Genomic DNA, 14,531 nt, shown 5'->3' with positions numbered 1-14,531 from the left:
TCCTACCTCAAGAGGCGGCAAGGTCGGCTAACAACGTCTTCGCCAATGCCTTGTTTGCCTCAGTCAGAGCTGGCTGGAAGCCGATGTTGGTCATCCAGCCGCCACCGAATGAGAGTGACATGATCTGGAATGCCGTGTGCTCCAAACGGTTTTCGTCTGCTTGCGGAGCAATCTCACGAAGGAAGCCCGCGACGCTTTGGTGGAAGGCATCATAAATGGATTTCACCGCAGGCCGGATCTGCTCATCATGCAAGGCTTCTGGCAGTAAAGCTGCGACCAGTCGCGTGCTTGGGTGTGTGTTGAACTCTGAGCTGAACAGATACTCCAGCAGAACGCTTTGCAGATCCTCACTTTGCTGATCTCGCAGAAAGTCCAGTGCGTTTTCTTCAAAGCGGGCAACAATCCGCTCCACTAACGCAGCCACCAAGGCCTCACGCTTGCCGACATAGTGAAGCACCATGCGCCGGTCCATCTCCGCCTGTTTGGCAACCACTTCCAGCGTCGCACCGCGCAAGCCGTAGGCCTCAATGCATCGCTCAAAAGCATCGAGGATCCGGTTGGTGTTCTCTACCTTTAAGCTCTTACGCCCCACAGCCGCTTCCCACGCCCATCCGCACCTAACATCTTGCCACATAGCATAAATCAGGAGCGCTGATCGGCAAGTGGGAGACTTGGATAATCCTGCCACGAAGCTGGCTCATAAACACAAAAACCCCGTGGAGGGGATCCACGGGGTCTCTTCGCACTGCCTGATAAGGGGGGTTAATCAGGCAGGAGCTTGAGCTGTTTGGCGGGTACAGACGGAAGCGAGTTCCTCTTGCGCTTGATATTGCGAGAGGAACACCCGGCCAGAGAGCTCATCCAGAAAATGCGAGCGTTGCAGACGGTCCATCACCGGGCCTTTCACCTCGGAAAGGTGCAGCTGGATACCGGCATCCTGCAGGCGATGGTTGATGGCTTCCAGAGATTCCAGAGCGCTGAAGTCCACCTCATTCACCGCAGAACATTGCAGCACCACATGCTTAAGGCAGTCATCATCCACCGCGCGATCGTAGATGTAATCCTCCAGAAAACGCGCGTTGGCGAAGTAGAGGCTCTCATCAATGCGGATGGTCAGCAGTTGCGGGCTGGTGAGCACCTCATGACGGTTGATATTGCGGAAGTGCTCAGTCCCTGGCACCAGCCCAACCTCAGCAATGTGAGGCCGCGAGGTCTTGTAGAGGTAGAGCGCGATAGACAGGATCACACCCGCAGATACACCGGTTTCAACACCAAAGCCAAGCGTCAGCAGAATGGTTGCCGCCACAGCTGAGAAGTCTGACTTGGAGTAGCTCCAGCTGTGCTTGAGGATGCTGAAATCTACCAAGGACAGCACAGCCACGATGATGGTCGCCGCCAATGTTGCCTTGGGCAGGAAGAAGATGAGAGGCGTAAGGGAAACAGCAGCGATGGCAAGACCAACCGCTGTGTAAGCGCCCGCTGCGGGTGTTTCCGCCCCTGCATCAAAGTTCACCACAGAACGGGCAAACCCACCGGTCACCGGATAGCCACCGGTGAAGGCTGCACCAATGTTAGCAGCGCCGAGGCCGATCAGCTCCTGATCCGGATCGATGCGCTGGCGCTTTTTGGCGGCAAGTGTCTGAGCAACAGAGACGGATTCCACAAAGCCGATGATGGAAATGAGCAGAGCTGGCACAAACAGAGCGCCGATCAGCTCGCTGGAGAAGCTTGGCATGGTCAGCGGTGGCAGGCTTTGAGGCACAGAACCGACGATCTTCACGCCGGACTGATCGAGCCCGAAAATCCAGACAACAGCGGTTGTCACCACAACAGCACCCACGGGACCAGCTTTGGTGAGAACATCCGCAAGACGCGGCTTCAGCCCCATCTCCAGAAGCATAGGCTTCATGCCCTTGCGCACCCAGAACAGGAACAGCGTTGCGGACACGCCAATCAGAAGCGTGGCCAGATTCACCTCGCCCAGATGCTCAAAGATGGACACCACAATCTCCACCAGCGTATGCCCTTTGGCATCCACGCCCAGAATATGCTTGAGCTGGCTGCTAGCTATCAAAACACCGGAGGCGGTGATGAATCCCGCGATCACTGGGTGGGAGAGGAAGTTAGCGAGGAAGCCGAGCTTGAACACGCCCATCAGCAGCAAAATGCCACCGGAGAGCATAGCAAGCGTCAGCGCCGCAATGGCGTATCCAGCTGTTCCACTTTCTGCGATCTGACCAATGGCAGCGGCCGTCATCAGAGAAACAACAGCCACAGGGCCAACGGCCAAAGCGCGGCTGGTGCCGAAAATCGCGTAAAGAATAATCGGAAGGATGGATGCGTAGAGCCCCATTTCCGGCGGCAGACCGGCAAGCAGGGCGTAAGCAAGAGATTGCGGGATCAGCATGATCGTCACAATCACTGCAGCAATCATGTCATTGGAAAAACTGTCTTTATTATAGTTTCTGCCCCAATCGAAAACGGGCAGGTATCGCCGAAAGGCCGAGGAAAACATGGGTCTGCCTTCAAAGTGCTTTTGATTAATCCGGGGAAGAAGCTCCCCCGGATACATGATATTGATTCAGCAAAGGCCGCAACTTGTATTTTAGTTTGCGCTAACTTTCTCGGGCTTGATCATCCATTCCTTGCCGCGCAACATCGCCCACCAATAGACCGGTGGCAGGATCTGCTCTTTCAGGATCCACGCAGCACGAGTTGGTTTGGTGCCATCCAGCAGCCATGTTGGGAAGCTCGGCAGCAAAGTGCCGCCATACCCGAACTCAGCCAGAACGATCTTGCCGCGTTCCACTGTCAGCGGGCAGGAGCCATAGCCATTGTACTGCGCAGAGGGTGTCTTGCCTTCCACATCGGCCACAAGGTTTTCTGCAACAATCGGTGCCTGCATGCGCGCAGCCGCAGCTGTCTTCGCATTTGGCGCGTTCATCACATCACCCAGTGACCAGATGTTGGTGTAGGTCTTGTGGCGCAGGGTGATGTGGTCCACATCCACCCAACCTGCCGCATCAGCCAGTGGCGAGACGCGGATGAAATCCGGTGCGGACTGTGGTGGGCATACGTGGATCATGTCGAAGTCCACTTCCACCCGCTCCACCGGCGTGTCCGGCTTGGCCACATCAAACCACGCTTTCTTCGCTGGCCCGTCGATGGCAACCAGATTGTTGAAGAAGTTGAGGTTTGCGCCGTACAGGTCGATGTACTTCTCCAGCGCAGGTACATACTCCTTCACGCCAAACAGAACACCACCAGCGTTGTGGAACTGGATGTCGATGTTCTTCAGAACACCTTTCTTGCGCCAATAATCGCCTGAAAGATAAAGCGCTTTTTGCGGAGCACCAGCGCATTTGATCGGCATCGGCGGCTGGGTGAAGATCGCACGGCCCTCTTTCATGCCGCTGACCAGTTCCCAGGTGTAGGGCGCCAGATCATAGCGGTAGTTGGAGGTTACGCCGTGCTTGCCAAGCGTGGACACAAGACCTTCCACCTTGTGCCAGTCCAGCTTCAGACCGGGGCACACCACAAGGCGATCGTATTTCACGACACGGCAGCCATCCAGAATGACCGCATTGTCCTGCGGTTCAAACGCGGCCACTGCAGATTTGAGCCAGTGCACGCCTCGCGGTATCAGAGAGCCCATGGTTTTGGCGGTCTGGGAGGCTTTAAAGACGCCACCGCCAACCATGGTCCAACCCGGCTGATAGTAATGGATATCAGCAGGATCAATGACAGCGATATCAAGATCGCTCTTTCGGGATTTCAGGCTGGCCGCTACGGCGATGCCCGCAGCTCCGCCACCAACAATCACAACGTCATAAGACGCATCCGCGCGATCTGTCGGGGTTTTGCCGCCATTGGCAATTCGGCGCACAACGCCTGCCATGTCATAGCCAGCAGATTTGGTGGCCGCCAGAATATCGGAAACCGCCAGTGTCTCAGCCTGACTGAGAGACCACAGGGTGGCGCAGCGCGTGCCAGTGCGGCAGTAGGCCAGCACAGGACGCGGAATTTCATTCATTGCCTTGCCAAAGGCATCGGCATCTTCATCAGACACCTTACCGGAGATCACCGGCAGATAGCGGGTTTCCAGACCCAGCTTTTTCGCCGCTGCTTCAATCTCATCAAACACCGGCTGGTCTGCACCTTCCCCATCGGGACGGTTGCAAACAATACTGCGGAAGCCCAGGTCCGCAATCTTCTGAACGTCTTGCGCAGTGATCTGCGGACAGACAGAAAGTGATGAGCTGATACTCTTGATATCCATGATGTTTCCCCTCCTCACATCATCAGATTAAAGTGCGTTGACTGGCACTTTAAGCATTGGAACACCGTCCTCATCGGTCGGCACTTCGCCTGCACGCATGTTCACCTGCAAGGAAGGAATGATCAGCTTTGGCACGTCCAGCTGCGCATCTCGCTCAGTGCGGAATTTGATGAAGTCTTCGCGCGAATGGCCTTTACCAACGTGGATGTTGTGCTCTTTCTCAGCACCTACTGAGGTTTCCCAAGCGATGTCGCGGCCATTGGGGCCGTAGTCGTGGCACATGAAAAGGCGCATCTCATCCGGCAGTGTCAGTACTTTCTGAATGCTGTCATAAAGCGTTGCAGCATCCCCGCCCGGGAAGTCCGCACGGGCAGAACCACCATCCGGCATAAACAGGGTGTCACCTGCAAAAGCAGCGTTACCGATCACGTGCACCATACAGGCTGGTGTGTGGCCCGGCGTATGAATGGCAAATGCGGTCATGGTGCCGATCTGATAGCTGTCACCGTCCTTGAACAGCTTGTCAAACTGGCTTCCATCGCGCTGGAATTCAGTTCCTTCATTGAATACCTTGCCAAAGGTGTCCTGAACCACAGTGATGTGCTCACCAATGCCGATCTTACCGCCCAGCTTTTGCTGAATGTAAGGCGCAGCAGAAAGGTGATCTGCATGAACGTGGGTTTCAATCAACCACTCAACTGAGAGGTCGTTGTCCTGCACGTATTTGATAATTTCATCTGCATTATCATAGGTAATGCGGCCCGCTGCATAGTTGATATCCATGACGGAATCCACGATGGCAACGGACGACGAGGCAGGGTCTTTCACAACATAGCTGATCGTGTGTGTGGCCGGGTCAAAAAAGGCCTTCACTTCAGGCTCGACAGCCATGTTTACGGGGTAGTTAGTCATAACTTCCTCAATAAGTTAACATGTGCGCAGTGGCGGTCGATGGTACGTGCACCAAAGTTGTTTTCGTGTTCGACCGCCTGCACAGCCGCCTAAGCTTTTCTTATTATAATTTTTTGTCGGAAATCAGTTTGCGATCTCCGCAGACAAGCTTAAACGCGGCAGGTTTTAATTCCGAAAATGGAGTAGAGCGGGCAAATCCGCACAACGGAAACCAGCAGCATTACGATGCCGACAATGATTGCGCCATAGAAGAAAAGTGGCTGCGCAAACAAAGAAATTGTGGTTGACAGCGGCAGTGCAATCAGCACGACACCGATGATAAAACGAAGAATGCGATCAATAGTTCCAACGTTAGCCGTCATAGTCTCGTCCTCCAGGTACGTGGCTCAACGGATAACGAGTCTTTTCTATCGCTTCAGTGACGAAGTCACCAAACTCCGCCCCAATCGCTGCTTTTTGTAGAAGCACCTTAAAAATCAACGCGAAATGCCTGCAGCTCATAATGCCAGCTGCCCATCCCAGAACAATCCGTAGGTTTCAGAGATCCGTTTTCTGGCTAGCATGGCGGCGAAGGGTGCATGCGCGGCACGCGCTGTGACCCGGAATGTGGGCCAGAAAGCAGTTGGGGTTCCAGTTGACCGAAGTTTCCGTCACGAACAAAGACTTTTACACGCAGCTTCATAAATCCAACCCCGGCTATGGTACATCCTCGTCCTATCTGATGGACGTGATCCTGCCACTGGCCGCTGATCTAAAACCGGCACGAATTCTCGACTATGGCTGCGGAAAAAGCTCGTTGGTGGAAGAGCTTGCTGCTCAGCTTGGCTGTGCCTCCCACCGCTATGATCCCTGCATTCCCGAATACAACACGCCTCCTGAAGGGGCGTTTGACCTTGTGCTGAACACCGATGTGCTGGAGCATGTGCCGGAGGCGGAACTGGATGCCGTACTGGCCGACATTCGCACTAAATCAGAGCATGTGATCTTCCATATCCCAACACTCTATGCCACTGCCTTGCTGGCCGATGGCTCCAACGCCCATTGCACCGTGCACTCGTCCGTATGGTGGCAGGAGAAACTTGCCCAGCATTTCCCTTATGTTGAGGTCTTGCGCAGCATCAACAACGACCAGCAGTTCTATGTCACCTGGGATGTTTCGGCTGAGGCACGACAGAACCTGAAGATGGTGTACCGCCAACGCAGGCGGGCGCACTCTGTTGCCAAACGCAAGCACATCCTGCGTATGCTGCGCATGCGGCTGCTGAGAGGTCATGTTCCAAAATACGAACTGCAGAATGACATTGCCGGAAAAAGCATAGCCGTGGTTGGCAACGCGCAGTCATTGTGCGCGAAGGATTACGGGCCGGAGATTGATCAGCATGACATCGTTATCCGGATCAATCGCGGTGCAATCCCGCACATCAAAAGCCACGGCCAAAAGCTGTCATGGGTGGCAACCAGCCTCGATATTCCCAAGAGCTTTGTCTATAGCCAGCAGGCGCAGCGGGTCATATGGACACCTGCAGAACGCAGCTTCTCTCTGCCTCATTGGCTCGCCAAACACAGCGACATTGTCTACCTGCTAAAGACAGCGGAACTGAAGCGCTATCACGCCCGCACCGAGAAAAAACCCAGCACAGGCTTCCGGTTGCTGTGCTTGTTGGAGGAGTTGGGCGGTTACAAGCAGATAGATATCTACGGCTTTGACTTCTTCGCCTCGCCCACAAACACCAATCACATCGAGCCCGAAAAAGCCCGGTCAGATCATGACTATGATCGCGAGAACCATGAAATCCAAAAGTGGATGGCCCGCGATCCGAGGGTTTCACTTAAGAGCTAGACGTCAGGTCACGCCTTTGCCAGAACTTCCAGTCCGGAGCGATCGGTGATTTCGATGGTGCCGCGGGATTGGGTGATCCAGTCGCGGCGTTGGAATTCTCGCAGTTGGCGGGAGACGACTTCGCGGGCGGTGCCCAGTTCGGCGGCCATTTGCTGGTGGGTGGTGGCAACCTGCGTGCCGTTGCCTGCAAGCTCCAGCAGTTTCTGGGCGAGGCGAATATCCATGCGCTGGAAGGCGATTTCCTCAATCACCAGAAACAGGTCCGTGATGCGCTTGGAGTACGCGGAGAACACGAAGCGGCGGAAGGTTTCGGATTGGGCGATGAGATCATCAAACACCATACGTGGAATGGCGACGGCCTGTGTGTCCGTTTCCGCGATGCCTTCTGCAGAGTAATCCTCGTAGGCCAGCAGGCATGCCGTGGTCAGCACGCAGCTTTCGCCTGCATGCACTCGGTAGAGAATGATCTCGCGTCCACCTTCAGAGAGTTGCTGCACGCGCACGGAGCCTGACAGCAAAAGCAGCAGGTTTTCCGGGGCCTTACCGGGGCCAAAGATGACAGTTCCAGCAGGAACGGAAACGATGGTGCTGCGGTTGACCAGAATTTCTCTGATGTGGTTTTCCAGTTTGGAAAGGCCTTGGAACCGATCGATCCAGTTGGCAGCAGCAGTTGTCATGATCCCCTCCCGAGACGCCCTCAAAAATGCGTGCTTCTTTGGCATAGTGCATAAAAGCGTTTAGCGCAATCAGGGCCTTTGGCAGAAGAATAATCTAACGACCAACCTCAGGTAACTACTTTCAGGAATAAATTTTCAAACCACCTATTCAGGACGCTCGCCAACAACCCCAAGCGCTTCTTCTGCAGAAAGGCGCTCTTCTGGTGAGAGCTTCAGCAGGCCTTTGATTGCGCCCTTGATGTTTTCAGGCGTGCCATTCAGCCTTGCCTCCAGCTTTTCATCCAGTTCGGACTGGTCAGTGCTGCTGCCACTGCGGAACTCCTGCAGCTCTGCAATCAGCTCTTGTTGTGCATTCTTGCCCGCTGCCGCTGCCACCAAGACAAGGCCGCCTGCCCAGGAATCCACTTTGGAGGAGAGTTCCGCGCCATCAACAAAACGCTCAGGGGGTTGGTTGTTGGGCGTGCCACCAATCTCAAGCTCAAAATGCTGGCCGTCCTCACAATCCGCAGCAACGCCTTCATGAGCTGTAGCGCAGTCAAAGCTGGTGATCACCGGCGAGGTGTCTTCATCTTCACGGAACTGGATGGTGTCGGTGCTCAAATCCTGATGGAAAATGTTGCGCTTTTGAAGAAACGCGACGCCAGCAAGCAGACCACCAGCAAAGTCATTCAGCGGTTCTTCGTCCATGCCTTTGTCTTCCGGCAGGCGATCATCCAGCGAGCCACCGTTCAGCTTTTCGCGAATGACAAAAGGCTCGCCAAACTCGGTGAGGCCAGCGCCTTTCAGCTTCAGGATGTTTTCGCTGCCTGGCGCCTCATCAAACTCACCAAGTGCAGTGAGAATCTTGGCCTCATGCACCAACAGTTCAGCACCCACAAAGGTTGGCGGAGAATCCGGTCCGGCAGCGTAAGCATTGGGGCGTTTGATCACCGCATTTTCCATATGCGGATAGTCCTGCACCACACCGGAAGCATCATAGGACAGCACGTTTTCAGCATTGGCCGCACCGCCGGTAATCGGCGGGCTCACCTTGCCGGTGACATCCACGGCATGCTCTTCGGAGATGCTAAACATGTTGCCATAAGGCTGCTTACCACCATTAGTATTGCCGGGCTGGAAAGCGGTAGGCACAGAGCTGGGCTCAATCACCATGCTGCCATCTGGCTTGCTCTGCACTCTGATTGGGCTGTCATCAGGAGGGGTTTCGCGAGGTTCACCGCGCACGCTGCCGCCCGCTCCGGAAGGATCCGGCGGAAGGTCGATACTGAGCACTTTGGCGACGGCGTTGAGCCACTGGTCATAGTCAGCCATTGTCACCTCCGGGAACTTCACCGGCCTTGCGAACCACTCGAGATCTCCTCTTCTCAGCCTGCCGTGAAGGGAAGTATCGTTGTTCACCTATGCGCTGAAAAGCAAACAGCCAAAACAGCGTGTAAGCGGACCTACCAAAATCATGAGAATTGCAGCTACTGCTGCTCCTCCTCCGGTTGATCCTCAATCAAAGCCAGTGCCTGTTCCGCAGTCATACGCTCGTTCAGGTCTACCTTCAGCAAACCCTTGATCACCGCCTGAATGTTTGGCGGCACATTGGCGATGCGTTGATCAAGCAAGCCATCATAAAATTCCTGATCCCGCCGACCGTTGCGCTTTCTATAATCCTCAGTTTGCGCAAGAAACTGGTCCCGTCCCTGATTGCCAACTGCCGCCTGCAACAGCATGATCCCGCCGTTCCAGGAGTCAATTTTACCTGTCCTCTGGCCGTTTTCATCATAAACTTCCGGCGGCTGAATATCTGCAGAGCCACCTCGTTTATAGCCAAAATCACGGCCATTTTCATGATCAGACGCAACACCTTCATGCGCGGAGGCCGTATCAAAGTCACTGATCACCGGTACAGTGCTCTCATTGTCACGAAACAGAATATTGTCCGGCTTCAAATCCTGATGGATGATGTTCCGTTTTTGCAAAAACGCCATGCCAGAGAGGACACCTTTTGCAAAATCATTCAGTTGCGGCTCTTCCAGTCCACGGTCATCAGGAATGCGATTAGACAGCGTGCCACCATTCATTTCTTCCATAATCAGGAATGGTTCGCCAAACTGCGAGATACCTGAGCCGCGATACTCGATGATGTTCTCAGCACCCTTCGCATCCTTAAAATACGAGAGCGCAGTGAGGATCTTGGTCTCATGAACAATCTGATCCGCGCCGACAAAGTATAAGGAACCATCGTTCTGCTTCATCGCATGGCACCGCTTGATTACAGAGTCTTCGATATCTGGAAACTTCTGTAGGTAGCCTGTCGCCCCCGAGGCAAATACACTTTGCAGGCGCTCATGCCGGACCCGATTTGGCGGAGTGATCAGCCCTTCGATGTTCATCGAGTGCTGTGTTGGCTCATAAGTCACGTTATCGTGCTGGCCAAACCGGCGTTGGCGCCTTGCTTTGATGGTTGCGGGCACAGACCTGTGATCAATCACCATGGTGCCATCATTTTTACGATCCACACGGATCGGGCTGTCCGCTTGTGGCATCTCATTGTAGATGCGAGGCTGATGCTCCCCATCACCCGGCTGCGGATCACGTTGATACAGCTCGCGATGCTCGGGCAGCTCCAGTTCCTCAAACTCCTCATCCTCCATATCCTCCTGCTCGCCCGCCTCATAAGGTGGCGGAGGATCATAAGGAGGCGGGGCTTCAAACGGGATTTCCGGTTGCTGCAGGTCTACACCACGTTGCTCAACGCCCCGCTCAATATCGCGCTCGTCCTCATCATCTCCAAGTGCCAGAAACTCACCGCGCTCCTCAATGACACGACCCTGCTGGTCATGCGTTGCCCGCTGCTCGATGCCTTCCTCAATATTTTCTTGCTCTTCATCCTCAACGATGGCCATGAACTCGCCGCGCTCTTCCTCTGGCCCATCGACAATCATAGGCTCGACGTCATTGTCACCTTGAGGGGGGATCTCACCCAGACGAACATTCAGCGCCCGTTCCACAGCATCCAACCATTGCTCTTGCTCTGGCGGCAGATTTTCCTGATTTCCAGCGGGGTTTTGAGGTTGAGCAGGCACGGCGTTCCTCCCACAATCGGTCCTGAGAGACATATTGTGTCATGCTAAGAGAAACGCTTTCCGTTAAGTAACGCTTGTTGAGGTTTAGGTGTAAACAGGCTTAGCTCAGCCCGCAAAATTGCAGTGTGCCCGTTTACTTTTGCTCAAGATCCATCAGCTTTCCACGTCTGCCCCATGGCGCCCTTTGCCGTGGCTGAAAGCTGTTGCGCCGGAAACGGTCTCTCCGCTGGAGATCACCGAAAGGCCGCGTCGCATTTCGTTTTTGATGGCTTCAGTCTCTGTCATGTCCCACTGCTCAAACATGGAAAGCCTGTCGCTGCGCATGCACATTTGCGGAAACTGCGCGATGTGCGTGGCAAGCTCCTTTGCTTTAGAGAGCGCCTCACCATCTTCCACGAGCCGGTTGACGAGACCAAAGGCAACCGCTTCCTCCCCGCTCACACTACGCCCTGTCAGGATCATATCCGCAGCACGGGACTGGCCAATCAGGCGAGGAAGACGAATGGTGCCCATATCAATCAGCGGCACTCCAAAGCGGCGACAATAGACGCCAAACACTGCTGATCTTCCCGCAACACGCATATCCGCCCATAGCGCCAGCTCCAGCCCACCAGCGACCGCATGACCTTCAATGGCCGCAATCACGGGCTTGGAAAGTCGCATACGAGAGGGGCCCATCGGGGCAAAATCGCCTTCTTCTTTCAGGATGTTGAGGTTGCCTTCGGAAATGGCTTTCAGGTCAGCGCCTGCACAGAATGTGCCTTCAGATCCGGTGAACACGGCAACGGAAAGGCTGTCATCCTGATCAAAACGGGTGAAGGCATCCACCAGCAGCTGCGCCGTTTCCCCATCCACCGCATTGCGCCGCTCGGGCCGGTCCAGCGTAATGATCGCCGTCGTCCCCTCAACCTCAAAATGAACCGCCATAATCCCCTCCCCTAAAATGCACGGAGAAGCCTAGCAGAACTTCACAAGCCCCGTCAGCCATTCAAAGGTGGAGTTCTAGTCCCTCGGACGATTGTGAGGGATTTGCTCTTTGGGTTTTGAGCAAAATACGGATAATCAAAGGAGTATACTGGGACAAAAGATCAGCGGAATGACAGTAAAGACACGACCCAGTCAAAGATAGTGAAAAGCCAGTCGAAGATCTTTGTAAATATAGAAGTCTTCCTGCGTTTCGTCTGAGCTCTGTCGCGTTCCAACTCGCTTCCCCCCTCATTCTTAGCTTATTTGGGAAGCAATCTCGCTATTTCAAGAAACGGTATAGACACTTTCAAAGCAATCTGTCTATACCAACTTTTTACAGGATCTTCTGCGGTTTCAGAACTGCGCTCAACTGAGGCAAGCGCAGTCCAACGCATCTTACAAGCTGAAGGACGCCAGAGCGCTTGGAGAGGTCGCGTTGACCAGAGAGAAGGCCTGCTTAGCTAGCTCAGACTGTACCAACTGAGCTTTCTCCCGTGCCTGATCCACGTTCATGTCTTTTTCAACGTTAGCGGCAGCTTCAGAAACGATTGGTTCTGCTGGCTGAGACAACCCGGCAATCTTCTCGTCACGGATCGCACCAATCTTGTTGTAAGCCTGATCAAGTGCACCTTGCCAGTTAGCAAAGGCTTCTCCCAGAACACTTACAACGCTCTCAGCATCATCACCCTCAAGCACCTCGGAGAAATCAAAGGTAAGGAGATTTACCCCGGCCAAACCTGCGTTTTCAGCAGCTTCCCCTTGAAGAACCCAAGTCTGCAAGCCAGTTAAGTCGTTCGGCTCACCATCCGTGCTACCTGGCAGAATATCTACCAGCGCGTTAAGAAGTTCTTCATCCTTGAGAAAGGGATTGGCTGGATTAAACTCGATGCCATTCGCAAGCAGGCTGTTGACGCCTTCTTGAAAATTCTCGAGGTGATCCGCAAGCTCTGAATAGTTTCCATTATTTTCCGCAAGTGATGTGTTCATCGCGGTAAATGCAGCACGAATTGGAGCAAGCTCAAACTGAAGTTCCGCAGCATGATACTTGAGCGTCATCTCGGCCAGTACATTTCTGGTTTCTTCAGAAATCAGGCTATCCGAAGTTCCTTCACCCATTGCAACAGGCTTAAAGTCAATCCCTGTTGCATTCTCTCGAAGAATCTTGAGGCCCTCCTCCGCATCTTGCTGATCCGCAGAGGAGTTGGGTGTCTGCGTGGGGCTTTGCGCCTCAAAAAGCTGAACAATACTATTATTTAAACCAACAGAATTCATGTTTCTGTCCCTTTCTGGAAACAATGGGACATCTCGGCCAATCCGAGTCTGCAGAATAGCCTCATGCTCTTTCACTGAAAGTCTGCAGCAAACCTGATAACGGAATCTATTTCCAAGAAAACGACGTAATCAAAGGTGCAGCTATTCTATCACAATACATGCATCAATCACATGAATTCTCATAAGCCATGCAATGCGTTACTTGAGAAAATCGATTCCAGACACGCCACGCTGAGCACTCAATCGCGGTATAGACATTTTCAAATCAAACTGTCTATACTACTCCCATGACAGATCTTCCTCTCGCTTATCAAAACCTCGCCGCGGATTACATTCAGAAAACGCATGATGATAGCAGGGCCCTTCGGGGTTCGGTTTATCAGCAAGCGAAGGGGAATGTTGAGAACGTCTTCGTTAAAATGCCCGTGGGTGCCGGGCGTAAAAGCCTCTATGTGGGGCCAGCTTTACAACCGGAAACACAGGCCAAGGTGGAGCGGATCAAACAGGCCAGCGAGCGCGCCCGTGCACGCCGTAAAGACCTGAGCGTGCTCAACAAAGTTGGTGTGCTTTCCACCCACAGTTATGCCGGTCGTGTGCTGGATGCCATGGCCTATCATGGCCTGTTCCGCAATGGCGCCATTCTGGTGGGCACGCTGGCTTATCAATGCTACCCATTGCTGTTGGGCTGCACGCTGCCTTCCACTCAACTAGCGACAGACGACGCGGATCTGGTGGCAGCTTCACTGGCTATTAAAGCGGATGAAGGCATTGATATGCTCTCCATCCTGAAGGATGCCGATCCAACGTTTGAGCCTATTCCAGAGTTGGATGGTCGTGCCAAGTCCTCACGCTTTCGCTCTGGCATTGGCTTCGTGGTAGATCTGCTCACGCCAACACGCAAACGAGGTGAAAAACAACCACTGGAGCTGCAAGGGTTGGATGCGGGCGCTATGAGCCTGCAGTATCTGGCATGGCTGATTGACGATGCTTCTCCCGCTGCTCTGCCTTATGGCGCAGGCATTCCCGTGTTCGTGCCACGTCCGGCCCGCTACGCCGTGCACAAACTCATCCTCTCACAAAAGCGGACACATACGGCCACCAAGGTCACCAAGGATCTGGCACAGGCCAAGGCGCTGATTGAGGTGCTGGAACAAGCCTGCCCCGGCCTGATCAGCGACGAATTGCTGGACGCGCAATCCCAAGGCAAACAAGGCTGGAGCGATCCCATCGCCAAAGCCCTCAAAGCCCTCTGGCCCGACGGCTCCTGGCGGGACCGCCCCGAATTTGAAGAATTTGCCGAGGGTGTTTAGCTTGTCCCTGCAACATTCAGGGGGCTGGAAGACCGGCAGATTTCTTGAAGGACTAGGGAAGACAGGGTATATTAGAGAGACTAGGAGCGGGAAGCCTCAACTCCCCGCCCCAGTTGTTAGGTTACCCTAAAGAGGGCCCGAAAGCAGATTACCAGTCGTCTTCGGGCCTTCCTTATTTTGAGTTTCAATTCAAACCTCACC

At 54.1% G+C, this 14,531-nt stretch carries 12 protein-coding genes; 2 read left to right on the top strand and 10 right to left on the bottom strand.

Features of this window, described 5'->3' with window-relative positions; genetic code table 11:
• Positions 1 to 7 precede the first annotated feature (7 nt).
• From PJE062_RS11415 to PJE062_RS11395, 5 genes are all read right to left on the bottom strand, one after another.
• On the bottom strand, positions 8 to 592 hold the full coding sequence (locus PJE062_RS11415; protein WP_208982262.1) for a TetR/AcrR family transcriptional regulator: 585 nt from the start codon (positions 590 to 592) through the stop codon (positions 8 to 10).
• A 174-nt stretch (positions 593 to 766) separates the two neighbouring features.
• Positions 767 to 2,515, bottom strand: a complete 1,749-nt coding sequence (locus PJE062_RS11410; RefSeq protein ID WP_008548908.1) for a SulP family inorganic anion transporter — start codon at positions 2,513 to 2,515, stop codon at positions 767 to 769.
• 90 nt (positions 2,516 to 2,605) lie between these two features.
• Positions 2,606 to 4,279 (bottom strand): bifunctional protein tyrosine phosphatase family protein/NAD(P)/FAD-dependent oxidoreductase, encoded by a 1,674-nt coding sequence (locus PJE062_RS11405; RefSeq protein WP_008549419.1) that lies wholly within the window; start codon positions 4,277 to 4,279, stop codon positions 2,606 to 2,608.
• A 27-nt stretch (positions 4,280 to 4,306) separates the two neighbouring features.
• Entirely contained in the window at positions 4,307 to 5,191 is an 885-nt protein-coding gene (locus PJE062_RS11400) for an MBL fold metallo-hydrolase (protein WP_008549272.1), read from the bottom strand.
• Positions 5,192 to 5,340: 149 nt separating this feature from the next.
• Complete coding sequence (locus tag PJE062_RS11395) at positions 5,341 to 5,553, bottom strand: DUF2892 domain-containing protein (RefSeq protein ID WP_008549161.1); 213 nt, start codon at positions 5,551 to 5,553, stop codon at positions 5,341 to 5,343.
• A gap of 272 nt (positions 5,554 to 5,825) precedes the next feature.
• On the opposite strand from PJE062_RS11395, the gene PJE062_RS11390 reads away from it, so the two are divergent.
• The gene (locus PJE062_RS11390) at positions 5,826 to 7,031 is read left to right on the top strand and encodes a glycosyltransferase family 29 protein (RefSeq protein WP_208982261.1); all 1,206 of its coding nucleotides are present in this window, start codon (positions 5,826 to 5,828) and stop codon (positions 7,029 to 7,031) included.
• An 8-nt stretch (positions 7,032 to 7,039) separates the two neighbouring features.
• Here PJE062_RS11390 and PJE062_RS11385 read toward each other — a convergent pair whose 3' ends face one another.
• From PJE062_RS11385 to PJE062_RS11365, 5 genes are all read right to left on the bottom strand, one after another.
• A complete protein-coding gene (locus PJE062_RS11385) occupies positions 7,040 to 7,708 on the bottom strand; it encodes a Crp/Fnr family transcriptional regulator (RefSeq protein ID WP_008549286.1) in 669 nt (222 codons plus the stop codon).
• Between the two features lie 144 nt (positions 7,709 to 7,852).
• A complete protein-coding gene (locus PJE062_RS11380; RefSeq protein WP_008549180.1) occupies positions 7,853 to 9,019 on the bottom strand; it encodes a protein kinase in 1,167 nt (388 codons plus the stop codon).
• 155 nt (positions 9,020 to 9,174) lie between these two features.
• A complete protein-coding gene (locus PJE062_RS11375) occupies positions 9,175 to 10,782 on the bottom strand; it encodes a protein kinase (protein ID WP_008549415.1) in 1,608 nt (535 codons plus the stop codon).
• Between the two features lie 153 nt (positions 10,783 to 10,935).
• Positions 10,936 to 11,709 carry a crotonase/enoyl-CoA hydratase family protein gene (locus PJE062_RS11370; protein WP_008549010.1) on the bottom strand — a complete coding sequence of 258 codons (774 nt, stop codon included), beginning with the start codon at positions 11,707 to 11,709 and terminating at the stop codon, positions 10,936 to 10,938.
• 435 nt (positions 11,710 to 12,144) lie between these two features.
• Positions 12,145 to 13,020: a hypothetical protein gene (locus PJE062_RS11365; RefSeq protein ID WP_008549081.1), complete on the bottom strand. Its 876-nt coding sequence runs from the start codon at positions 13,018 to 13,020 to the stop codon at positions 12,145 to 12,147.
• 287 nt (positions 13,021 to 13,307) lie between these two features.
• Between PJE062_RS11365 and PJE062_RS11360 the strand changes: the two genes are divergently transcribed.
• A complete protein-coding gene (locus PJE062_RS11360) occupies positions 13,308 to 14,330 on the top strand; it encodes a GSU2403 family nucleotidyltransferase fold protein (protein ID WP_008549022.1) in 1,023 nt (340 codons plus the stop codon).
• Positions 14,331 to 14,531: the final 201 nt, after the last annotated feature.

The organism is Pseudovibrio sp. JE062 (genome assembly GCF_000156235.1).
In the GTDB taxonomy this organism is placed as follows: Bacteria; Pseudomonadota; Alphaproteobacteria; order Rhizobiales; family Stappiaceae; genus Pseudovibrio.
Note: the sequence above shows the minus strand (reverse complement) of the source record. Positions and strands in the feature narration are given on the sequence as shown.